This window comes from Kaistia terrae, assembly GCF_026344005.1.
GTDB classification, from domain to species: Bacteria; Pseudomonadota; Alphaproteobacteria; order Rhizobiales; family Kaistiaceae; genus Kaistia; species Kaistia terrae.
On record NZ_JAPKNH010000001.1, the window covers coordinates 643,635 to 663,868 of the forward strand.

At 59.9% G+C, this 20,234-nt stretch carries 18 protein-coding genes and 1 tRNA gene; 11 read left to right on the plus strand and 8 right to left on the minus strand.

Annotation, left to right across the window (positions count from 1 at the left end):
• Nucleotides 1-13: 13 nt before the first annotated feature.
• The 8 genes from tig (at nt 14) to OSH12_RS03010 (ending at nt 9,158) form a co-directional block, all read left to right on the plus strand.
• Nucleotides 14-1,366 carry a trigger factor gene (tig, locus tag OSH12_RS02975; RefSeq protein WP_266342004.1) on the plus strand — a complete coding sequence of 451 codons (1,353 nt, stop codon included), beginning with the start codon at nt 14-16 and terminating at the stop codon, nt 1,364-1,366.
• Nucleotides 1,367-1,663: 297 nt separating this feature from the next.
• Entirely contained in the window at nt 1,664-2,299 is a 636-nt protein-coding gene (locus OSH12_RS02980) for an ATP-dependent Clp protease proteolytic subunit (RefSeq protein ID WP_266342005.1), read from the plus strand.
• A 240-nt stretch (nt 2,300-2,539) separates the two neighbouring features.
• Nucleotides 2,540-3,811, plus strand: coding sequence for an ATP-dependent Clp protease ATP-binding subunit ClpX (gene clpX, locus OSH12_RS02985; RefSeq protein ID WP_266342006.1), 1,272 nt, complete (start codon nt 2,540-2,542; stop codon nt 3,809-3,811).
• 386 nt (nt 3,812-4,197) lie between these two features.
• On the plus strand, nt 4,198-6,630 hold the full coding sequence (gene lon, locus OSH12_RS02990) for an endopeptidase La (protein ID WP_266342007.1): 2,433 nt from the start codon (nt 4,198-4,200) through the stop codon (nt 6,628-6,630).
• Nucleotides 6,631-6,822: 192 nt separating this feature from the next.
• Nucleotides 6,823-7,098 carry an HU family DNA-binding protein gene (locus tag OSH12_RS02995; protein WP_266331908.1) on the plus strand — a complete coding sequence of 92 codons (276 nt, stop codon included), beginning with the start codon at nt 6,823-6,825 and terminating at the stop codon, nt 7,096-7,098.
• 146 nt (nt 7,099-7,244) lie between these two features.
• Nucleotides 7,245-7,320: transfer RNA gene (locus OSH12_RS03000), tRNA-Val, on the plus strand.
• Nucleotides 7,321-7,423: 103 nt separating this feature from the next.
• Nucleotides 7,424-8,182, plus strand: a complete 759-nt coding sequence (locus OSH12_RS03005) for a hypothetical protein (protein ID WP_266342008.1) — start codon at nt 7,424-7,426, stop codon at nt 8,180-8,182.
• A complete protein-coding gene (locus tag OSH12_RS03010; RefSeq protein ID WP_266342009.1) occupies nt 8,124-9,158 on the plus strand; it encodes a site-specific integrase in 1,035 nt (344 codons plus the stop codon). The genes OSH12_RS03005 and OSH12_RS03010 overlap by 59 nt, the downstream gene beginning before the upstream one ends.
• A gap of 294 nt (nt 9,159-9,452) precedes the next feature.
• On the opposite strand, the gene OSH12_RS03015 is transcribed toward OSH12_RS03010, so the two are convergent.
• A complete protein-coding gene (locus OSH12_RS03015; RefSeq protein WP_266342010.1) occupies nt 9,453-10,073 on the minus strand; it encodes a recombinase family protein in 621 nt (206 codons plus the stop codon).
• A 357-nt stretch (nt 10,074-10,430) separates the two neighbouring features.
• On the opposite strand from OSH12_RS03015, the gene OSH12_RS03020 reads away from it, so the two are divergent.
• Complete coding sequence (locus OSH12_RS03020; protein ID WP_266342011.1) at nt 10,431-11,234, plus strand: lipid II flippase Amj family protein; 804 nt, start codon at nt 10,431-10,433, stop codon at nt 11,232-11,234.
• Nucleotides 11,235-11,243: 9 nt separating this feature from the next.
• Here OSH12_RS03020 and OSH12_RS03025 read toward each other — a convergent pair whose 3' ends face one another.
• Nucleotides 11,244-11,375, minus strand: coding sequence for a hypothetical protein (locus tag OSH12_RS03025; protein ID WP_266342012.1), 132 nt, complete (start codon nt 11,373-11,375; stop codon nt 11,244-11,246).
• 16 nt (nt 11,376-11,391) lie between these two features.
• On the minus strand, nt 11,392-11,544 hold the full coding sequence (locus OSH12_RS03030; protein WP_266342013.1) for a hypothetical protein: 153 nt from the start codon (nt 11,542-11,544) through the stop codon (nt 11,392-11,394).
• 319 nt (nt 11,545-11,863) lie between these two features.
• On the opposite strand from OSH12_RS03030, the gene OSH12_RS03035 reads away from it, so the two are divergent.
• Together OSH12_RS03035 and OSH12_RS03040 are read left to right on the plus strand one after the other, a co-directional pair.
• Complete coding sequence (locus OSH12_RS03035) at nt 11,864-14,488, plus strand: AAA family ATPase (protein WP_266342014.1); 2,625 nt, start codon at nt 11,864-11,866, stop codon at nt 14,486-14,488.
• A gap of 686 nt (nt 14,489-15,174) precedes the next feature.
• A complete protein-coding gene (locus OSH12_RS03040; protein WP_266342015.1) occupies nt 15,175-15,834 on the plus strand; it encodes a hypothetical protein in 660 nt (219 codons plus the stop codon).
• A gap of 78 nt (nt 15,835-15,912) precedes the next feature.
• On the opposite strand, the gene OSH12_RS03045 is transcribed toward OSH12_RS03040, so the two are convergent.
• The 5 genes from OSH12_RS03045 to OSH12_RS03065 all read right to left on the minus strand — a co-directional run bounded on the left by OSH12_RS03045 (nt 15,913) and on the right by OSH12_RS03065 (nt 20,153).
• Nucleotides 15,913-16,044 carry a hypothetical protein gene (locus tag OSH12_RS03045; protein ID WP_266342016.1) on the minus strand — a complete coding sequence of 44 codons (132 nt, stop codon included), beginning with the start codon at nt 16,042-16,044 and terminating at the stop codon, nt 15,913-15,915.
• Between the two features lie 201 nt (nt 16,045-16,245).
• On the minus strand, nt 16,246-16,821 hold the full coding sequence (locus OSH12_RS03050) for a suppressor of fused domain protein (RefSeq protein WP_266342017.1): 576 nt from the start codon (nt 16,819-16,821) through the stop codon (nt 16,246-16,248).
• Nucleotides 16,822-17,302: 481 nt separating this feature from the next.
• Nucleotides 17,303-18,661 carry a hypothetical protein gene (locus OSH12_RS03055; protein ID WP_266342018.1) on the minus strand — a complete coding sequence of 453 codons (1,359 nt, stop codon included), beginning with the start codon at nt 18,659-18,661 and terminating at the stop codon, nt 17,303-17,305.
• A gap of 2 nt (nt 18,662-18,663) precedes the next feature.
• Nucleotides 18,664-19,254, minus strand: coding sequence for a hypothetical protein (locus OSH12_RS03060; protein WP_266342019.1), 591 nt, complete (start codon nt 19,252-19,254; stop codon nt 18,664-18,666).
• Nucleotides 19,255-19,478: 224 nt separating this feature from the next.
• On the minus strand, nt 19,479-20,153 hold the full coding sequence (locus OSH12_RS03065) for an HNH endonuclease signature motif containing protein (protein ID WP_266342020.1): 675 nt from the start codon (nt 20,151-20,153) through the stop codon (nt 19,479-19,481).
• Between the last annotated feature and the right edge of the window lie 81 nt (nt 20,154-20,234).

Here is a 20,234-nt window from a genome sequence, read left to right on the forward strand (position 1 = left end):
GAAAGCGCTGAACATGCAGGTGACCGAGACCCTCTCAGAGGGCCTGAAACGTGAACTCAAGATCGTGGTCCCGGCGACCGAACTCGACAGCCGCCTTTCGGCGCGCCTGGAAGAGATGCGGGGCCAGGTCCAGCTCAAGGGATTCCGTCCGGGCAAAGTGCCGGTCGCGCATCTGCGCCGGATCTACGGCAAGTCGGCCATGGCTGAGATCGTTCAGAACATCCTGAACGAGAACGCCCGCAACACGCTCGAAGAGCGTGGCGAGCGCGCTGCCATGCAGCCGAGCTTCGATCTTCCCGAAGACGAGTCCGATGCCGGCGAAGTGCTCGCAGGCAAGAAGGACCTCGCCTACACGATGTCGTATGAAGTCCTGCCGAAGTTCGAACTCGGCGATTTCAAGGGCATCAAGATCGAGCGTCCGGTTGCGGAAGTGACCGACGAGGAAGTCGACAACGAGCTCAAGCGGCTCGCGCGCGATTCCGCAGAATATGCCGTCAAGGATGGCGTGGCCGCCGATGGCGACCGTCTGACCATTTCCTACCTCGGCAAGCTCGATGGCGAGCCCTTCGAGGGCGGTGCTGACGACAATGCCTTCGTGACGATCGGCTCCGGCCGCTTCATCCCGGGCTTTGAAGAGCAGCTCGCTGGTGCCAAGGCTGGCGAAGAGCGCGTTCTCAACGTGACCTTCCCCGAGGAATACGGCGCGAAGAACCTGGCCGGCAAGGCCGCGACCTTCGACGTCGTCGTCAAGGAAGTGTCGGCTCCGGCCGAGACGACCATCGACGACGAGTGGGCCAAGAAGTTCGGCATCGAATCGCTGGACGAGCTGAAGGCAACGATGCGCCAGCAGCTGCAGAGCCAGCTCGGTTCCGCGACCCGCACGAAGGTCAAGCGCCAGTTGCTCGACCAGCTCGACGAGAAGCATGCTTTCGAGCTGCCGCCGACGATGGTTGAGCAGGAGTTCCAGAACGTCTGGAACCAGGTCACCCAGGATCTGCAGCGTTCGGGCCGCAGCTTCGCGGACGAGGACACGACGGAAGACGCCGCCAAGGCCGACTACCGCAAGATTGCCGAGCGTCGCGTGCGCCTCGGTCTCGTGCTGTCGGAAATTGGCGAGCAGAATTCGATCCAGGTCACTGACGAGGAAGTGCAGCGTGCACTCGTCGACCGGATCCGTCAGTTCCCCGGCCAGGAAAAGCAGGTCTACGATTTCTACCGCGAGAACCCGGATGCGCTGGCTAGCCTGCGCGCGCCGATCTTCGAGGAGAAGGTTGTCGACTTCGTGCTCGGCCTCGCAGAGATCACCGACAAGACGGTGTCGCGCGAAGACCTGATGAAGGACGACGAGGAAGAAGCGAAGGCCTGATCGGCGTTCGCTAGCCTCTGGAACGGGCTTGCCCGCGTCCACATACAAATAAGGGAGCCCCGGCGGAAGCCGGGGCCACCCGACGCGCCGGCGGAACGGTTGCGATACGACTGAGATCAACGATTTCGGCCGTGTCGGGGATGACGATCTGCGAAAGGGTCTTCCGCCACCCCTTTCGAACGCAGACGGCGTACCATATGTATGGGCCTTCGTGCTCCGGGAATCGGTCGTTCCGAGTGAGGTCGGGCCGGGGCATCTCAAGGTAATCGTGGCAGTCCACTGCGCCGAAGGAAGATCATGAAAGATCCTATCGACCTCTATATGAACACGCTGGTGCCGATGGTGGTCGAACAGACCAATCGCGGCGAGCGTGCCTATGACATTTATTCGCGACTGCTGAAGGAGCGAATCATCTTCGTCACGGGTCCCGTCGAGGACTATATGGCGACGCTGATCACCGCCCAGCTTCTCTTCCTCGAGGCCGAAAACCCGAAGAAAGAGATCGCGATGTACATCAACTCGCCGGGCGGCGTCGTCTCGTCGGGTATGGCGATCTATGACACGATGCAGTTCATCAAGCCGGCCGTCTCGACGCTTTGCGTCGGCCAGGCCGCTTCGATGGGTTCGCTGCTGCTGACCGCTGGCCAGAAGGGCATGCGTTTTGCGCTTCCGAACGCACGCGTCATGGTGCATCAGCCTTCTGGCGGCTATCAGGGCCAGGTGACGGATATCCTGATCCACGCCCGCGAAGTCGAAAGCCTGCGCAAGCGGCTCAATGAAATCTACGTGCATCACACCGGCCAGGATATGAAGACCGTTGAAGACGCGCTTGAGCGCGACAACTTCATGGTTGCCGAACGGGCCGTCGAGTTTGGCCTGATCGATCAGGTTCTGACGAGCCGTGATGCGCTCGATGCGATCAAGAAGGACTGATCGGATCGTTCTAGGTTCCGTCCCAGGGCAAGCTCGGCTGTACGTCAGCCGAGCGCGACATTAAGTATATGTTGACCATGTCGCGCCTAGCATGATTGGACCGCAATCTTAGGATTGTGTCCGTCATGAGGGACTGCAGAGTCCGAGTTTCGACCACCGGAGCGATGGAAATCGATCCGGAAAAGACATCGAAAGAAGTCGTTTGGAGGTCCCGAGCCTGAACGACAGCGAGGTAGACGGATGAGCAAAGTCAGCGGAAGCGACACCAAGAACACGCTCTATTGCTCGTTTTGCGGCAAGAGCCAGCACGAGGTGCGCAAGCTGATCGCAGGCCCGACGGTGTTCATCTGCGATGAATGCGTCGAGCTGTGCATGGACATCATTCGCGAGGAATCGAAGTCCTCGCTGGTGAAATCGCGCGACGGCGTTCCCACGCCGCTCGAGATTTGCGCGGTCCTGGATGATTATGTGATCGGCCAGCGTCACGCCAAGCGCGTGCTGTCGGTTGCCGTTCACAACCACTACAAGCGCTTGAACCACGCGGCGAAGAACAACGACGTCGAGCTGTCCAAGTCGAACATTCTGCTGATCGGCCCGACCGGTTGCGGCAAGACGCTGCTCGCGCAGACGCTCGCCCGCATCCTCGACGTGCCCTTCACGATGGCCGACGCGACGACGCTGACCGAAGCCGGTTATGTCGGTGAGGATGTCGAAAACATCATCCTCAAGCTGCTGCAGTCGGCCGACTACAATGTCGAGCGGGCCCAGCGCGGCATCGTCTACATCGACGAAGTCGACAAGATCTCCCGCAAGTCCGACAACCCGTCGATCACGCGCGACGTGTCGGGCGAGGGCGTTCAGCAGGCGCTTCTGAAGATCATGGAAGGCACGGTTGCCTCCGTGCCGCCGCAGGGCGGCCGCAAGCACCCGCAGCAGGAATTCCTGCAGGTCGACACGACGAACATCCTATTCATCTGTGGCGGCGCCTTCGCGGGTCTCGAGAAGATCATCTCGGATCGCGGTCGTTCGACGTCGATCGGCTTCAGCGCCCGCGTTTCGGGCCCGGAAGATCGTCGCACGGGTGAGCTGTTCCGCAATGTCGAGCCCGAGGATCTGCTGAAGTTCGGCCTGATCCCGGAATTCGTCGGCCGTCTGCCGGTTCTGGCGACGCTCGAGGATCTCGACGAGCCGGCGCTGATCACCATCCTGACCGAGCCGAAGAACGCCCTGGTCAAGCAGTACCAGCGCCTGTTCGAGATGGAGAATGTCGAACTGACATTCCATCCCGACGCCCTGTCGGCGATCGCCAAGAAGGCCATCGAGCGCAAGACTGGCGCTCGCGGCCTCCGTTCGATCATGGAAGCGATCCTGCTCGAGACGATGTTCGACCTGCCGGGCCTCGATGGCGTGCAGGAAGTCGTGATCTCGGCCGAGGTCGTCGAGGGCTCGGCCCGCCCGCTCTACATCTATGCAGAGCGTCAGGACGAGGCCGTCGCAAGCGCCGGCGCATAGCCAAGGCGTCCATAGCGAACTTGAACGGCGGGGCTTGTCCCCGCCGTTTTTCGTTTTGGGACCGCGGGTAGGTTTGTAGGGCAGTCTGGCGCGCAGTCGCTCAGATTGGCCCGTTGTTTCAGCGCTTTGGCGGCAGGATGGTCTTTAGGCCGAATTGAATGGCATGCGGCTCATAAGGCCGGAGATAAAAAGCGACCCTAAGTGCCCTCGGGTCGCGTGCCGACAACTTGACACCCCGATGGTGCGACGCCACCTAATGGACAACGCATCGCAAGATGCTCCGACCCCTGAGTCGAACTGTCGGCCCTTTCCCCCGGGCCGAAGGTTCATCTCCCAAGCCGAGCGGTGCCAAATTTGGGCCGTACCCGGTTCGAAAGGAATGCCTCATGACAGCTGATACCAAGCGTTCGATCGGCCTCGAAGCAGGCGACGAACTCTATCCGGTTCTGCCGCTGCGTGACATCGTCGTGTTCCCGCATATGATCGTGCCGCTTTTTGTCGGGCGAGAAAAGTCGATCCGTGCGCTGGAAGAGGTGATGCGGGCGGACAAGCAGATCCTGCTGGCGACCCAGCAGAATGCCAGCGATGACGATCCGTCGCCGGAAGCCATTTTCCCTGTCGGCACGCTCGCCAGCGTGCTGCAGCTCCTGAAGCTGCCGGACGGAACCGTGAAGGTTCTGGTTGAGGGTATCGCTCGCGCCGAAATCCAGCGCTACACCGACCATGAGGCCTATTACGAGGCCTATGCCACGGTGCTGACCGATGACTTTGGCGACAAGGTCGAGGTCGAGGCGCTGTCGCGTTCGGTCGTCAGCGAGTTCGAAAACTATGTGAAGCTCAACAAGAAGGTCTCGCCCGAAGTCGTCGGTGCGGTCACGCAGATCGACGACTATTCGAAGCTGGCTGACACGGTTGCCTCGCATCTCGCCATCAAGATCCCGGAAAAGCAGGCGATCCTCGCCTTGCCGACCGTTGGTGGCCGTCTGGAGCGCGTGCTCGGCCTGATGGAGAGCGAGATCTCCGTCCTGCAGGTGGAGAAGCGCATCCGTTCCCGCGTCAAGCGGCAGATGGAGAAGACCCAGCGCGAGTACTACCTGAACGAGCAGATGAAGGCGATCCAGAAGGAGCTGGGCGACCAGGAGGACGGCAAGGACGAACTGGCCGAACTCGAGGAGCGCATCACCAAGACCAAGCTCTCGAAGGAAGCCAACGAGAAGGCGATGGGCGAGCTGAAGAAGCTCCGCCAGATGTCGCCCATGTCGGCCGAAGCGACGGTGGTCCGCAACTATCTCGACTGGCTGCTCGGCATTCCGTGGGGCAAGCGCTCCAAGGTCAAGCATGACCTGCGTTTCGCGCAGGAGGTGCTCGATGCCGACCACTACAGCCTCGACAAGGTCAAGGACCGGATCATCGAGTATCTGGCCGTGCAGAGCCGCGCCAACACGCTGAAGGGGCCAATCCTGTGCCTCGTCGGCCCTCCGGGCGTCGGCAAGACCTCGCTGGCTCGTTCGATCGCCAAGGCTACGGGGCGTGAATATGTCCGCATGTCGCTCGGCGGCGTGCGCGACGAGGCCGAGATCCGTGGCCATCGCCGCACCTATATCGGCTCGATGCCCGGCAAGGTCATCCAGTCGATGAAGAAGGCCAAGAAGTCCAACCCGCTCTTCCTGCTCGACGAGATCGACAAGATGGGCCAGGACTTCCGTGGCGATCCGTCTTCGGCGCTGCTTGAGGTGCTGGATCCGGAACAGAACAGCACGTTCAACGATCATTACCTCGAGGTCGATTACGACCTGTCGAACGTGATGTTCGTGACGACGGCCAACACGCTGAACATCCCCGGCCCGTTGATGGACCGTATGGAGATCATCCGGATCGCCGGATACACCGAGGATGAGAAGCTCGCGATTGCGAAGAACCACCTGTTGCCGAAGGTCGTGAAGAATCACGGCCTGAACGACAAGGAGTTCAAGCTGGACGATGAGGCGCTTCGCCTGGTCATCCGTCGCTACACGCGGGAAGCCGGCGTCCGGAGTCTCGAGCGCGAGCTGGCTACCCTGGCCCGCAAGGCGGTCAAGGACATCTTGCTGAAGAACGTGAAGTCGGTTGAAGTCAACGAGACCGTCGTCGAGGAATATCTCGGCGTCCCGCATTATCGCTACGGCGAAGCGGAGCTCGAGGACCAGGTCGGCGTCGTGACGGGCCTCGCCTGGACGGAAGTCGGCGGCGAGATCCTGACGATCGAAGGCGTCATGATGCCCGGTAAGGGTCGCATGACCGTCACCGGCAATCTGCGCGACGTTATGAAGGAATCAATCTCGGCGGCGGCGTCTTATGTCCGTTCGCGAGCTGTTGATTTCGGCATCGAGCCGCCGCTGTTCGACAAGCGCGACATCCACGTGCACGTGCCGGAAGGCGCGACGCCCAAGGATGGTCCGTCTGCCGGTATCGCCATGGTGACGGCGATCGTTTCGACGATGACGGGCATTGCCGTCCGCAAGGATGTCGCCATGACAGGCGAGATCACGTTGCGCGGTCGCGTCCTGCCGATCGGCGGATTGAAGGAAAAGCTGCTCGCGGCGCTGCGCGCCGGGATCAAGACCGTGATGATCCCCGAGGACAATGCCAAGGATCTCGCCGAGATCCCTGACAACGTCAAGAACGGCATGGAGATCATTCCGGTCGCGCGGATGGACGATGTTCTGGCCCATGCTTTGGTGCGCAAGCCCGAGGCGATTACGTGGGACGAGAGCAAGGTTGTGGCCGATAAAACGGTCGTTGCGGAGGACGATCCGGCGTCCGCTCTGACCGCCCATTAACGGCTGATTCCTGCGAAAATGACGACGCCCGCCTCTTCGGCGGGCGTTTTCATGTGCTTTTTCGGCAATTTATCGGTCAAAAGTGAGGAATTCCGCCAGTTTCGCTTGCGTTTGTGCCGTTTTTCAGTGATTTCTCGCGCTCGGTCGGGTCATGCGAATCGTCCCGACTCAAGACCTGAGAAAGGATCATCCATGGCTAACAAGAACGATCTCATTGCTGCCGTCGCCGAGCGTACCGGCACGTCCAAGGCCGCCGCCGCGGAGGCTGTCGACGCAACGTTCGACGTGATCACGGCTGCCCTGAAGTCGGGTGACGAGGTCAAGATCATTGGCTTCGGCAATTTTAGCGTCGCCGCGCGCGCCGCGAGCGAAGGCCGCAACCCGCGTACCGGCGAGACGATCCAGATCGCCGCTTCCAAGACGCCGAAGTTCAAGGCCGGTAAGGGTCTGAAGGACGCCGTCAACTAAGCCATTCGAGGCTTGTTGGGTTTTGACGGCCTTGCGCTTTTCGCGCGAGGCCGTTTTATTTTGTGCGTGCGACCGAAAGGCTCGCTTTCGGGACTTGTAAGGCGGGGCGGTTTTCGCCTACACGTCACGGCGCTGCAGGACACTGCGGGCGATTAGCTCAGTTGGTAGAGCGCCTCGTTTACACCGAGGATGTCGGGAGTTCGAGTCTCTCATCGCCCACCACTATTTTCCATGGCAACCCCAAAAACTTAGCGTTTTCCTTGGTTTCCGTCAATGCGGACTGCTATGGGAATGTGCTAGGGCAATGGTTGGCAGGCGATGGCGAATGCGGGGACTGTTCAAGCGCAAGGGCTCGGACATTTGGCAGGGCCGATTCCGAATCCCCGAAAATCTCTGGCGCGAACGCAAGCGGCTCGTAGCCCTCGGCGTCAAAGACGCCCCAAAAACCCAAGAACATGCCCGCTCTACCGGCAAGCTTGATCAGAGCGAAGCCCGCGAGGCCTTCCAGGCCATGCTGGGCGCTTGGGACGCCAAGATGGCGGCGTGGGGTCGGTTGCTAGAGGAGGGGCCCCAGGGGCTCTCCCAGAAGCAACAAACGGCACTTGCTGCGGACTATGCCCGGGCGTTCCTTGCGAAGCATGAGGACAATCCCTCGGACGCTCCTCCGCCTCGGCCTCTGCGAGAACCCCCTGAGGTCAATAACGGTGCGTGGAAGGCAGCGGTAAAGGCTATGTCACCCGCCGTGCAAAAGCGCCTGGCGGCCGACCTCAAGGCCTTTCTCTCTGCGTCGGATGAGGAGCGGCGGCTTCGTCTCGGAATCCGGATCATCAAAGACCATCCGGCATTCGCCGCTTTCCTGGCACCAGACTTCGCGTCAATGCTGGAGGCGGAACATGGGGCTGAGACGGATGCGGCGCTGGCCTCCAGGGGCCTTCATATTGATTCGGAGACGCGGGGTCTGGTGAATTTCGAAATGGCCCGCCTCATGGGCGCTGTCCATCGGGGCTTGGAGGAGATGCGCGGCCATGAATGGAACCCGGTGCGGGAGCTTGAGGTCGCCCCCCACGTTTGTTGCCACGCGTAAGGCTGCTGCGGAGCCCGCTGACGCCCGCTTCTCCTTCCAGGGCATCGTTGACGCGGAAAAGGCTCGGAGGGCGCTAGGCAGGGACGCCAAGCCATTCCCCGAGTCATCCGTGCGGAAGTACTCAAAGCGGGGCCAGGAGTTTGCCGCGTGGCGCTTGTCTCGGGGGATGCCCAAGACGGCTGCTTCGGATGCCCGGACCGTGACTCGGGAGGAGGCGGAGCAGTGGCGGGCCTCGTTGCTGGATCAGGGCACGCTCGCCAACCGGACCGTTAATGACAAGCTAGCCAGCATCTCGACCATCATCGAGTGGGGTAGGGGGATGCATAGGGGCGACTTCCATCCGGGCGGCAATCCGATGGACGGACTGAGGAAGCTAGACTTCCGGGTACTCGATAGTGATGCCCGCACGTACGGCATAGAGGAGGCCATTACGGTCCTGGAAGCGGCTCGAAGGGAGGCCGAGGTGCGGCGGCGGTGGTTGCCATGGGTGTGCGCCTATACCGGGATGCGGATAGAGGAGGCGGGCCAGTTGAAAGCGGAGGACTTCTTCCAGGCCGGTGGACGGTGGTTCCTCACAGTCTCGACCTCGGGACGGCGGAGCTTGAAGACGGCCTCAAGTCAGCGGCGTATCCCGATCCACCCATCATTGGAGGCGGAGGGCTTCCTAAAGTTCGTCCAGGCTGTCGGCAAAGGGCGGCTCTTCCTGAGCAATCGCATCCAGCCACACATGTCGGAGTGGGTGCGGGAAACAGCAGGGGTTAAGCGCAAGGAGCTGTCACCGAATCATGGCTGGCGGCACTTCTTCGAGGACCTTTGCGCCTTGGCGAACATGCCGGATGCCGCAAGGGACTATATGACCGGGAGGGCCACTGGTAAATCCAGGGACCTCTACGGGCGAAGTGAGGTGATGTTGCCGGGGCTGACGAAGGCGATGGACATGGTGGCGGACATCTTGCAGCTTGGTGGTGCCAAGTGAGGCTCCCGTCACTCCAGATTGCAAAAATGATGATGTTGTTCACTAGACTAGGTCAGTTGATTGCATGGCTCGCTGTGCTGTTCGGCGCACTCAGGGCAGGTATGGGTTTTGGCATTGCCACGTCTGAGGACTATCAGGCGATGGCTACCCGCATACTCGGATCAAGCACAGGCGAGGCAATAGACAAGGGTCTAATGATGATTGTGTTCGGTATTAGCCTGGGGATTTTGACCGACATAAGCCGGTCGCTCCAGCGCTAGGGCCCTGGAGTCGCGGGCCGATTCATGCTCCTTCTCACGCCTCCTCCGTCATCCTCTTTGCCAGCCGCGACAGGGTGCTCCGAGACGCCCCCGTAGCCGCCACGATGCTATTCCAGCTTTGTCCGCTCTTGAGCATCTGCATGATGGCGGCGTTGCGTCCCTCGTCCTCAGGGCGGCCCTTGTAGCGACCTTCCTCCTTGGCCTTGATGATGCCCTGCGCCTGACGCCTGCGCCGATCCTCATAGTCCTTGCGGGCGATTGCGGCGAGCATGTCCAGGAGCATCCCATTGAGAGCGTCCAGCATGCGGGACGTGAAGTCGTCCTCCTTGGCGGTCGCCATGCCGTGGGAGGTTGGGAGGTCGAGGGCGACGATGCGAACCCGGCGCTGCCTGATCTCGTCCTTGAGGCGCTCCCAGTCGGCCGTGTTGAGGCGGCTCAAGCGGTCTACCTGCTCGATGAGGAGGATGTCTCCCGGCTGGCAGTCTGAGAGGAGGCGGAATAGCTCGGGGCGGGCCAGCGATGCGCCGCTCTCGTTCTCCAGGTAGGTGGCAGCAATCCTCAGCCCCCGCTCCTTGGCGAATGCCTCTAGGTCCGTTTTGGCGCGGCTGGCATCTTGTTCCTTGGTGGAGGCGCGGAGATAGGCGCGGACGAACATGGTGAGACCCCCTCAGTTCGATTTACATGGTCTCATTATTATTGGTTCGCTTTGGGTTGTCAAAGAGTATTTATCGAACCAATTCCACAAAGGTTCGCTAAAGGTATACCCATTTGGGTGGCAAGCGAACGCAGGCTAGTGAGGTGGCTGGGAGATCGACACAATGGGGTGGCGTAGGGGCCCGGTGCCGCTGGACTGAGGGGTGCCCCATGGTCGAGACCCCGGGCCAGTTTGGCGGGGGGGCATGAGGGGGGAAGCTGACCAATTGCCACGTATGTTGGATGGATCGCGCGGCGGACCCTTGGAGCTTTTCCGGGAGTCGGCTAGGGAGGGTTGTACCGGAATTGGATCGCACGTATGGACCTTCAGCTAGCCCTCATCCTCGGGCTCACCTTTGTGATCCACCTCATCGGCACCTTGGCCTATGCCTTCAGGATTGCGGGTATCCGTACGGGCCGCATTGCGGTCGCTTTCTCGCTGTTCAACATCTTGGTTCTGGTCTCGCGCACGTCGAACTCCTTCCAGGGGCCGTTCCTGGCGAAGCGTGTGGAGACGACGATTGATGGCCCGTCGCTCTACAATCTCCAGTTTGACTTCATGTTGATCATCGCCACTGCCTCGGCCGCTACCCTGGTGGGCGGTCTGCTGATCCCGACGTTCCAAAGGTACTCCACCACGGCGGTCTCAAGCTTCAGGCGAAATCGCTCGGTGCTGCGCCTGCTGCTTCGGTCTGTGACGCCACGTGGCATTTCGCTCTTGGTCGAGTCGGCGGCGGTTCCCAGTTATCAGAACCTTATCCAACTGAGGCGGCCCTCTGGCGTCCCTATCGGCGTCATCCTGATGAACTTCGCAGCGAGTGCGCTTTGGACAGTGGGGGTCCTTGCGGCGATCTATGCCGGTACTATCTCGCCCGAGCTACGGGTGACATCCAGCACGCTCTCCTCGGTCATCAACGGCGTGGCGACCATCATGCTCTTCATCATGATCGATCCCTACCTGGCTGGCCTGACGGACGACACCATAAGCGGTGACGCTACCGAGGGCTTTTTCCGCAAGGTCGTCGTGTGGATGATCGTGAGCCGTCTCGCCGGAACAATCGCGGCGCAATTCATGCTGGAACCGGCAGCGAAGCTGATTGCCCTAACAGCAAGGGCACTATGACGAGGGGGGCTACGCCCGCGCCAGCACTAAGACTGAGGCCACGAACAGCCCGAAGAACGTGATGCCGATCATCAGGCCAAGGCGCATGGTGGAAATGTGCAGGGCCGCCCTGAGGTGATCTTTGGTGACGAGTTCCGACATGGGGACTCTCTGCCTCCTAGCTGCTCACATGCAGAACATAGACGATGGCGACGAAGGCCAGCATCATCAGCGCGAAGCGGACAGTCAGCTTTCGGACCTGCAAGGCGAATAGCGCGTTCAAGTCCGCGAGACTGGCCTTGAGATCGTCTTTTGTAGCGGGGGCAGGCATGGCGTTGCTCCTCGGTGTGGGGCCTGACGCTTGCTTCGCACCATTCCCGTCGGCCCACAAGTTTGCGCAGAGCCCTCCTAATGCCGCTCCCTCCAAATGGCACCGTAAGGATCAGGTCCACTGGGACATAAATGCCGCCGGTCGGTTGGGCTTGAAGGCGAATCCAAAAGCAGACGTTATCGGTCGGATGGTGGGGAGGGGCCGTGCCTCAATGTTGCATTCCAGCGATATCCAACCCACGATAGTGTGGCAGACTATCTATAGATCTTCGATGGAATGAATCTTTGCACGTAAGTGCTGGGAGTTCGGGGGGACTCACATGATGAATGAGCTTGGCGCCGTGGGCGAACGTTTGGCGGCGTCGCAGGTTACTCTGGACGAGTTGCCCCAAACCAGCATTTGGGACGAGCTTAATAGCTGGGGCAAGTCCATCGTAGCATGGCAGCGCCACATCATCTCCCATGCCGTTCGAGATGGAATGCTCAGCAGCGAGCGCATCGACGAGGTCTATCGACTGTTTCTGCGAGAAAAGGGTCTTGATAAGGGCGACGAAGAGTTGCCTGACGTGCCGGAGTCGGTCACGGGCCGCGCCGCCGTAGAGGGGACGCCGCTCGCTCTGCAAGCCGTGAGGTCTCTGAACAATGTGAACGCCATCCCCGACGTTTCGCATCTTACCTTCGGCCCCCAGCTCACGGTCATTTATGGCCAAAATGGTGCCGGAAAGACCGGCTTTTCCCGCGTTCTGTCCCGCGCCTGTTTCAGTCGCTCCAGTCCCCAGATCATTCGCAACATCTACTATGATGACGCGCCGGACACACCGGCAACCGCCCAGTTTATCATCGACCGAGGCAATGGCCCTGACGAGGAGGTCACCTTCACTGACGGTGACGAACATAGTGATCTTAAGCGCGTGAGCGTTTTCGATTCCTTCGTCGCTCGTATCCATTTGGCCAAGGAAAATGAGCTGGGGTTTCAGCCCGCGGGGTTCGACGTCTTTGATGAAGCGATCCGCGCCATCGGCCTCATTACTCAGAAACTCGAAGCCGACATTAGTCAGAAGACGCGGCCGAATAAGTTCAATCAACTCTTTTCGGACCCTGGTCCGATTGCGGAACAGATCGACGCACTAAATCATAAGTCGGACCTTGCCGCATTGAGCGCGCTTGCCATCTTTGGCGATGCCGAACAGGAGAGGCTCGATGAGTTGGCGCGGCAAGAAAAGGGGCTTCTCGCCAAATCGCCTGTCGAAACGGTCAAGGCGCTGGCGACAGCCAAGACCGACATTGAAGCACTTCAAAAGAAGGTCACGGAGTTCGCCGGAAAATTCGCTGAGGCCGCCCTGGAGGAAGCACGCGGACTTCTTGATGAGCACCAGGCCGTGCTTCTGGCGGCGTTCAAGGCCGGAAGTGACATCGTCTCTAATCCGCGGTTAAGCCAAACAGGATCAGCCGGCTGGGATGACTTTGTGCTTTCAAGCCGAAAGTTGGGCCAGACTGAGGGCGATACCTATCCGGAGGAAGGCGACCCCTGTTTGCTCTGCCATCGTCCACTCGATGCACCATCCGCCACCCTCATTAATCGAATGTGGGGTTTTCTGGACCATGAAGCACGTAAGTCCGCCGTGGCCGCTGACGAGCGTCTCAATGCTTATATCGCGCAGATCAGGGCACTGGATTGCGCTCTGCTGCCTGGCGACAGTCGGATCCGAGCTGACCTTTCCAAGATCAATCCTGCGCTGGTTTCCGAAATCGACGAGGTCTCGGCTTCCTTCGACGGACGACGCAACGCGCTTGTCGCTACTCTGGAGATAGGTGCAAGGGCCGAGCTTCCGACCGGCGATTTTAATCTCCCCAACGAAGCGCTGGCGAAAGCCTTGGAAGAAATAGAAGTGCAGGCTGCCGCGCTCCGTGACGGCAAATTCGATGAGCTTCTCGCCAAGCTGAAGGCCGAGCATATCGCGCTTCGACAACGCCAAGTGCTGAGCAAGAATATCGGCGACGTTGTCGCCCACGTCGAGGACCTAGTTTGGATCGTGAAGGCGGGCGGGTCGCGTCCTAGCCCGCGTTTCGTGACCGATCGCCAGAAGATCGTTTTCGAAAAGCTGATTGAGGGTAACTACAAGAAGCGCCTGAAGGACGAATGCGCCAAGCTCGATTGCTCACTCCCATTTGACTTCAAGGCTCGGGGAAGCGCAGGAAAGACGCTGCGAGGTTTTAAGGCTAAGGGCGGCCACAAGCCTGATGAGATTTTCAGTGAGGGCGAGCAGCGGGCCTTGTCGCTGGCGGATTTTCTTACAGAGGTAAATCTCAACCCGACCAGCGCTGCTATCGTACTTGATGATCCGGTCACTTCGCTGGACCATCAGCGAAAGATCTCCATCGCCAGAAGACTCGTGGAAGAAGCGGGCGTCCGGCAAGTCATTGTCTTCACACACGATCTGGTGTTTTTGACGCTTCTCTCGGACTATGCCGAGAATACGGGTCATTCGGTTGTCGGACATTGGATCGAGCGCCATAGTGGCATGCCTGGCCATGTGAACATCGACGAGACACCAGCCAACACCAGAATCTACCGGAAGACCACAAAGGCCAAGGAGTTCTTGGAGCGTGCCAGAAAGGCGGACGGCCGCGAGAAGGTGGACTTGGTTCGTAGCGGCGCGGGAGCACTTCGCCGTACGATTGAGGAAGTCGTCCTCGTTCACCTGTTCAAAGACACCGTACGACGTTGGAATGAACAGATTCGGCTCGGTGCCGTTAGCAAGATTAGCTGGTCCGATGAAGTAGCGGATGAAATTGTTGCCTTGCAGGACGATACCTCTCGGCTCTTGGAGGGCCATTCCAACTCCGACGAGTTTTCTGGCGGAATGCCGGATGAGGATGGCTTGGCGAGGCTTATAGCCCGCGTGGATGCCCTGATTGAGAAGGCCAAAATAGAGCGCAGGTGATATCGTCTTGGGCCGAATGAATTGAGTGTGGACAGTCAGATTTGAAGTCGGCATTCAAATTGCCGACCATCGGCTTCTAGTGAGCCCGAAGCGTCATTGGAGGACTGTCTCCGTGCGCCTAGGATCACCCCACCCCGGATAGGACGGGATGGAATGCCTCGCGGGAGACATGGGGCGGACGGTAGGGGGGCTGGAGGCTGGCTGGTTGGGGGGGAGATTTGCGGGGGAGTGCATTGGGTGACTGGGGGGAGGTGGGGATTGATCCCTCCACCCTCTCTCTCGGCCGTGAGGCGAGGCCAGGGGGCTTCCGGGAGGAGGCCAATCACATTGAGCACTGAAGCAAGGCCTCAGTTCCCCGCCTCATGTCGCCCCTCAGGTCCCCCTCTCGGTCTAGAGGTCGATGATGAGAAGAGAGACCGTTTGTGCTCGCGGCTCCTTCTCCTAGAGGGGAGACTTGAAGGGCACTAGTGGCCAAGAGCGCTTGCGGCCGCCATATCGCTTATCCTTCACGGGTAACTCCACGCCTAGCAGCCGCGCGAGCGTGTTCACTAATAAGGCTAGCGCATAAGCCTAATTCTACGAGACATATAGGCTGACCCTGGGTTGCCGACTCCCAAGCGGACACCTACCCTTGCGCAAAGCTATGAAGCGAGCGAAATGCAATTCGCAGTGCGAGGGCGCAGCCAGTGATTCATGTTTTCAGCAACCTGGAGGAGCCAGGCGACGGCCTCGCGCCGATGTGCGACTTGACCTTCGACATTGTTGAAGCCGTTTACGACGAAGCCGGCTCCTGCTGGCGGTTGGAATTCCGCGCCGATGCGACACCACATGAGCCAGTCGGCTTCATGGCGATCATCCCGGTTTCCGGATGGCGCGAGCAGATCGATTTCGATGGGGATGATGCCCTTTACAGTTTTTGGGGATCGATCACGCTATGCTCGTGCGGCATTCAAAGTGACCGGCTCCTGGCCCTGATCGCCGAGCACTATGGTATCCCTACGTCGCGACCCAAAAGTAGATGGCCGCTGGTCAATTTCTTTGCCAGAAACGATCGCGACATCGCTACTAGATGGAAATTCGCCAACAGCATCGAATGCCTCGCCGTCGGGATAAACACGGATCCAGCGTTTATTGCTGACGGTCTGGTCCGCATGAAGCTCTTTCTAGACGATGGCATTGAAGACGGCCGCTATGCCGAGGTTTTTCTCAAAGTCGACCTGTCCATAGGGTTAGCCGCATTGTCGGAAAAAGATGAGGCCTATCGCGCGGACTTGGTTCGTTGGCTGTCGTTTCCGGGAAATGTGGTTGCCAAGCCAGTTGCGGCCGAGGCTGAGCCGAACCACTGACGATCTGCAACACCATCACGAGCCGCCAGTCGGCTTCCCACCCCCACACCAGTCATTTCGTATTTGTGAGTTCACGGCCTAGGGCAGCGCTCTGATCGTGACCACGGCGAGGACGAGCCCAGCGACCATGACGCCGAGCATGAGGAGGAGGCGAAGCTCCAGGACGCGCAGGGCGGCTCGGAGGTCATCTTTGGTGACGAGTTCCGGCATGGTGTCTCCCTACCGAGTCACGTCTAAGGCGTAGACGGTGATGGCGAAGGCAACCAGCATCAGCGCGACCCTGTTGGTCAGCTTTCGGGCCTGCAAGTCGGTCGATTTCTCTAGGGCCCGCGATGGAGGCCTTGAGGTCTGGAGGCGTAGGTAGGACCTGAGGAGAGTGCATAGAATGCAGGAGAGGGCACACTCTAGGGCTCAGCTTACTACGGAGGCCCGGTTTATATCAAAGATGTCGATCTGTGCATTATCGAAGAGCGCCTCAAGCGCATCGATGCCGTTGCTCTCAAGGTAGGCTTTTTCCCCGTCCGAAATTGGCACCATCAACAAGCAGTAAATTACTTGTCCTTCGACTTCGATTTTGTCTAGCGCGGGCCATAGAAAGGGGGCGACGAACGTTACGTGTCGAAGCGTCCGCGAAATTCCATACTGGTCTATGATATCGGGGATTAGTGAGCCGTACGAGATATTTGTCCGGTTTTTGAAACAGTCGAATACGCAGCTCGACAATAAGCTATCGACGTGCGGTGTGTCTGAGGCGCAGGCAGTCACGACCTCCACTTTCACCTCAACATCTCCCGCTTGCTGAACAGTTTGGCTCAATCCTACCGAGCCGTATGAAGTCACCCCTTCGACCGGAAAGTTGCGTCCGCTCACGATGGCGCAATCAACGACGCCGTCATCGTCTCCGAAACGAAAGACCTTTGTTTCAACCCCAAATGCAGCTCGGATTGTCTTTCCGAGACTGCGTTCGAATAAGGAAGGTGTTCTCATCGAGATTCCCGAGAAATTCATACATGACGGCAAAAGCAGCCCCTGAGCATGGGGCCATCATATGTGCCCATTGATGCAATTGGGAGATGAAACATTGGGTGGATGCAATCTTCCTTCAGCGTCAGGAGACCTGGAGCGGCTCCCAAGGGCGGACCTTGGGGCATGCCCGCCTCCGCGCGGAGACCTTCTGACAGTACTGGAGGGAAGGACGCGATGGGGCCTAAGGGGGAGACTTGAGGGGAGTGCGTAGGTGACTGGGTGGGGAGGAGGTGAACCCTCTCCATCCTCCTCAGACCGCAGGTCCAGACAGAGAGTTGTCCGGGAGGAGGCCAATCACATTGAGCACTGATGTCAGGCGCTCCTCTCCCCCGCCTCATGTTGCCCCTTGGGTCTCTCCTCCCGGCCTAGGTCGATGATGAGAAGAGAGACCGATCTCTTACTCCTAGAGGGAGAGAGACTGGGAGGGAGGTATAGTGGCAAGTTAAGCCACCAAGGCCACCTGAGGCCTCCAAATCGGCTTCTCCTTCACGGGCAACGCCACGCCTAGCAGTTTTGCCGAGACCGATTGCATGACATTCACGGCCTCCGCTCGGTCGGAACCCCTCACGTTTATTCCGTCATGAACCGGAAGGGCCGGAATGCCTCGGTCGGCCAATTCCAGAAGCACGGCCATGAGCACGCGGCTCTCGGTATGCATGAGTTCTACGCCAACATCCCGCCCGAGTAGATGCGCGATGGCCGGATGCCTTAGCATCATTGCCTCGACAAGCCGCCTCGCGGTCCAGCCCTCGGGGAGCGCGGCCTTGAGTTTCGGGGCAAGGAGCTTCATGTCGCCCTTTCGGGATAGCAGGGAGATCATCGCCAGCTTGGCCCCGTCCCGGTGTTCCTCCAGGCCGGGAACGTCGTAGGGGTCTCCATCCGGGAGGCTTCCGGTGGCTTTGAGATAGGCCAGAACAGCAAAGGCCGAGACATAGTCCAGGTCCGCGATATCCTCTCCGCCGATGGTGATGAGATACCGCCTGCGTGTCTTGAGGGTCTGCCAGAAGCCCCCAGCGATGCGACCATTGAGATCGAACGCTTGAGGGGAGTGGGCAGACCTGATGAGAAAGGATCGCCGCAAGGCCAGCGGTCCTATTGGCTCCCTGGCGTAGGCTATCCCGGCATCGTTGAGTATCGTGTTGATGTGTTCCATCTCGGCGCGGAACCTCATGGTCTCCTCGGTGTCGACGTATGGCACCAGATGTTTTCCAAGCGGAGCATGTTGGCGGCGGCGTGGTTCGTCCTTCTCTTGGTCATCTCGTGCCCGAAGCCAGATGGTCTCGCCTCCCATGTCCCGCCCAATGTCCCCGAGGCGGACCCTATGACGGTCCATGAGGGTCACGAACTCGGCGCTCGGCTCCACGGTCGTCGTACGCTGTTTGAAGACATAGGGGTGAACCACAAGCAGCCCGGCTTCCTGCAAAGACTGCACGACTCCCTTGAGTATTCCCTGAGGGTAGTCCTTGCGGTCGTACCGGGTCGGCTTGGTCTTGGCGGTTGAGATTGCCAAGAGGTTTCCCAGCTCGTGACAGGGACTCAAGGCAAGGTGCGTGAGGTTGGCCGCGATGTTGCCCATCACGAAGCGCCTACGCTCGGCGGCGTCACGGCGGAGAGACCTGATGCGGGTCGGGGAGGTAGGCACGGTGATGGACATGAGGTGGTCCACGAGGGCGGTTAAGGCGTCTCCCTTCGCGGTCAGCCAGGGGTCCAGAAAGATGGACGTGGGGGGCTCCTCATTGCTCACTCGCGGGCCCTTTCTGCCGCTTGATTGTTCACTCAATGACTCGTCAAATCGTTCCATATTCATCCTCCCACGATGGTTGTCCGACCGCCTGCCCCGAACAGTCCCAGGAAGGCCTCCATGCGTCGGAGTTCGTCCCTGGAGTCGTCCCTCGGAGGTCGTGCTGGAGGACGGGAGACCTTTGCGGCTGGCCTTGCCTGCGCTCTGATGTGATCGATGGTGTCGCTGCCGAAAGCTATGGAGGCTCGTTCCTCAATCATCCTACCCAGGTGTCGGAGATAGAGCCCTTCACTTCGAGGGTAGCGGGAGGTCCCATCTGGATAGTGCGTCCCGGCCGCCCCTCGGAGCCGCTTTGCCTGCTTGCTGATCTGGACGGCCTCCCAGTCGGGGGCTCCCCAGGGTCCCAACTCGGCCTGTGTCGCCTGGATGGTCAGAACGATGAGGAAGAGTTGCTCTGCCGTCTTTCCGGCCTCATGCAGCCTCGCGAGGGTGTTCCTGGCTTTGCCCTCTGGGGACATGCTCCGTTGGCGGTAGGCGTCCTGACTGCGGCCTTGAGAGGACATGAGGGCTTCCAGTCGGGAGAGGGCCATCCTGACGGGGGCATCATGCTGGTGCAGCCGATACCACTCAAGGACCGCCTGCCTGAATGGCATTAGCTCAGCCTTGGAATACGATTTCCGGTGCTCATGACCGTGAGCCCTCAGGTGCTCTCGGTGCGGCTTGCAATATTCCTCACTGAGACCCTGTGAAGCGGAGCGCTGAGTGGGTAGTTCGCACCCGGGCACCACACAGTGCTCTGGCGGGTAGGTCGAGGGAGCCTTGGCGCGACGCTTGATGTCTCGGGCCGCTCGAAGGCGGGAGTTTCGGGAGGTCATTGTCAATCCTCCTCGCCCATGAGCCTGTCCTGCACCAGCCGTCCCGTCTCTCCGTCATGGTCTGTGCAAATAGTGATCCCCTTGGCGAACCCTGGTGCCCCTCCGTTGGCTAGGTCGATGCCGTGATTTGGGTGGTAACCTAGAGCGATTTCCGCTGCTGCCCGCCGCCTGGTCGCGTGCTCCAAACTGTCGAAGCCGCCCAAGTCCCTAAGCACGCCCTGGTCATCCCGGATCTGCGCCCGCCACTTCTTCCCGTGGAGATGGACTCCCGTGACACCGGACGTGTTGTTCTTGTGTGGAGTGCGGTTCCGTGTGTTTTCCGCATGGGTAACGGCGCGGAGGTTCTCCCAACGGTTGTCGTCGCCCTGGTGATTGATGTGGTCTACGGAGTCGTCCGGCCACTTCCCGGTCTGGATCGCCCACGCAATGACATGCACTAGCGGGCGGAAGAGCTTTGAGTCGAGCGTCATCTGTGCCTGGAGGTAGCCGCTGGAGTTGCTACCTCCCACGGGCTTTCCGGCATATCGCTTGTTCCAGGTCTTCCACGCGCCATCGCTGGTGAAATGGCTTCGTGGTCGTTCGCGCCACGTCAAGATGCCCGACATGGGGTTGTAGTTAAAGAGTTCCCGAATGGTCTCTACTGGGGGAAGCTCTTTAGGCTTTGGCCTTTGGGCCATGGGTGTCTCCATCAAAAGAATGGGGACGGAAAGGCGCTGCTCTCCATCCCCAAAGATTGTTAATGTCTGTTGTGGTGGGTG

Excerpts from the sequence above, each read along its gene's own strand:
- tig (WP_266342004.1), top strand. The coding sequence starts at position 14 with ATGCAGGTGACCGAGACCCTCTCAGAGGGCCTGAAACGTGAACTCAAG.
- OSH12_RS02980 (WP_266342005.1), top strand. The coding sequence starts at position 1,664 with ATGAAAGATCCTATCGACCTCTATATGAACACGCTGGTGCCGATGGTG.
- clpX (WP_266342006.1), top strand. The coding sequence starts at position 2,540 with ATGAGCAAAGTCAGCGGAAGCGACACCAAGAACACGCTCTATTGCTCG.
- lon (WP_266342007.1), top strand. The coding sequence starts at position 4,198 with ATGACAGCTGATACCAAGCGTTCGATCGGCCTCGAAGCAGGCGACGAA.
- OSH12_RS02995 (WP_266331908.1), top strand. The coding sequence starts at position 6,823 with ATGGCTAACAAGAACGATCTCATTGCTGCCGTCGCCGAGCGTACCGGC.
- OSH12_RS03005 (WP_266342008.1), top strand. The coding sequence starts at position 7,424 with ATGCGGGGACTGTTCAAGCGCAAGGGCTCGGACATTTGGCAGGGCCGA.
- OSH12_RS03010 (WP_266342009.1), top strand. The coding sequence starts at position 8,124 with ATGAATGGAACCCGGTGCGGGAGCTTGAGGTCGCCCCCCACGTTTGTT.
- OSH12_RS03015 (WP_266342010.1), bottom strand. The coding sequence starts at position 10,073 with ATGTTCGTCCGCGCCTATCTCCGCGCCTCCACCAAGGAACAAGATGCC.
- OSH12_RS03020 (WP_266342011.1), top strand. The coding sequence starts at position 10,431 with ATGGACCTTCAGCTAGCCCTCATCCTCGGGCTCACCTTTGTGATCCAC.
- OSH12_RS03025 (WP_266342012.1), bottom strand. The coding sequence starts at position 11,375 with ATGTCGGAACTCGTCACCAAAGATCACCTCAGGGCGGCCCTGCACATT.
- OSH12_RS03030 (WP_266342013.1), bottom strand. The coding sequence starts at position 11,544 with ATGCCTGCCCCCGCTACAAAAGACGATCTCAAGGCCAGTCTCGCGGAC.
- OSH12_RS03035 (WP_266342014.1), top strand. The coding sequence starts at position 11,864 with ATGATGAATGAGCTTGGCGCCGTGGGCGAACGTTTGGCGGCGTCGCAG.
- OSH12_RS03045 (WP_266342016.1), bottom strand. The coding sequence starts at position 16,044 with ATGCCGGAACTCGTCACCAAAGATGACCTCCGAGCCGCCCTGCGCGTC.
- OSH12_RS03050 (WP_266342017.1), bottom strand. The coding sequence starts at position 16,821 with ATGAGAACACCTTCCTTATTCGAACGCAGTCTCGGAAAGACAATCCGA.
- OSH12_RS03055 (WP_266342018.1), bottom strand. The coding sequence starts at position 18,661 with ATGGAACGATTTGACGAGTCATTGAGTGAACAATCAAGCGGCAGAAAG.
- OSH12_RS03060 (WP_266342019.1), bottom strand. The coding sequence starts at position 19,254 with ATGCCATTCAGGCAGGCGGTCCTTGAGTGGTATCGGCTGCACCAGCAT.
- OSH12_RS03065 (WP_266342020.1), bottom strand. The coding sequence starts at position 20,153 with ATGGCCCAAAGGCCAAAGCCTAAAGAGCTTCCCCCAGTAGAGACCATT.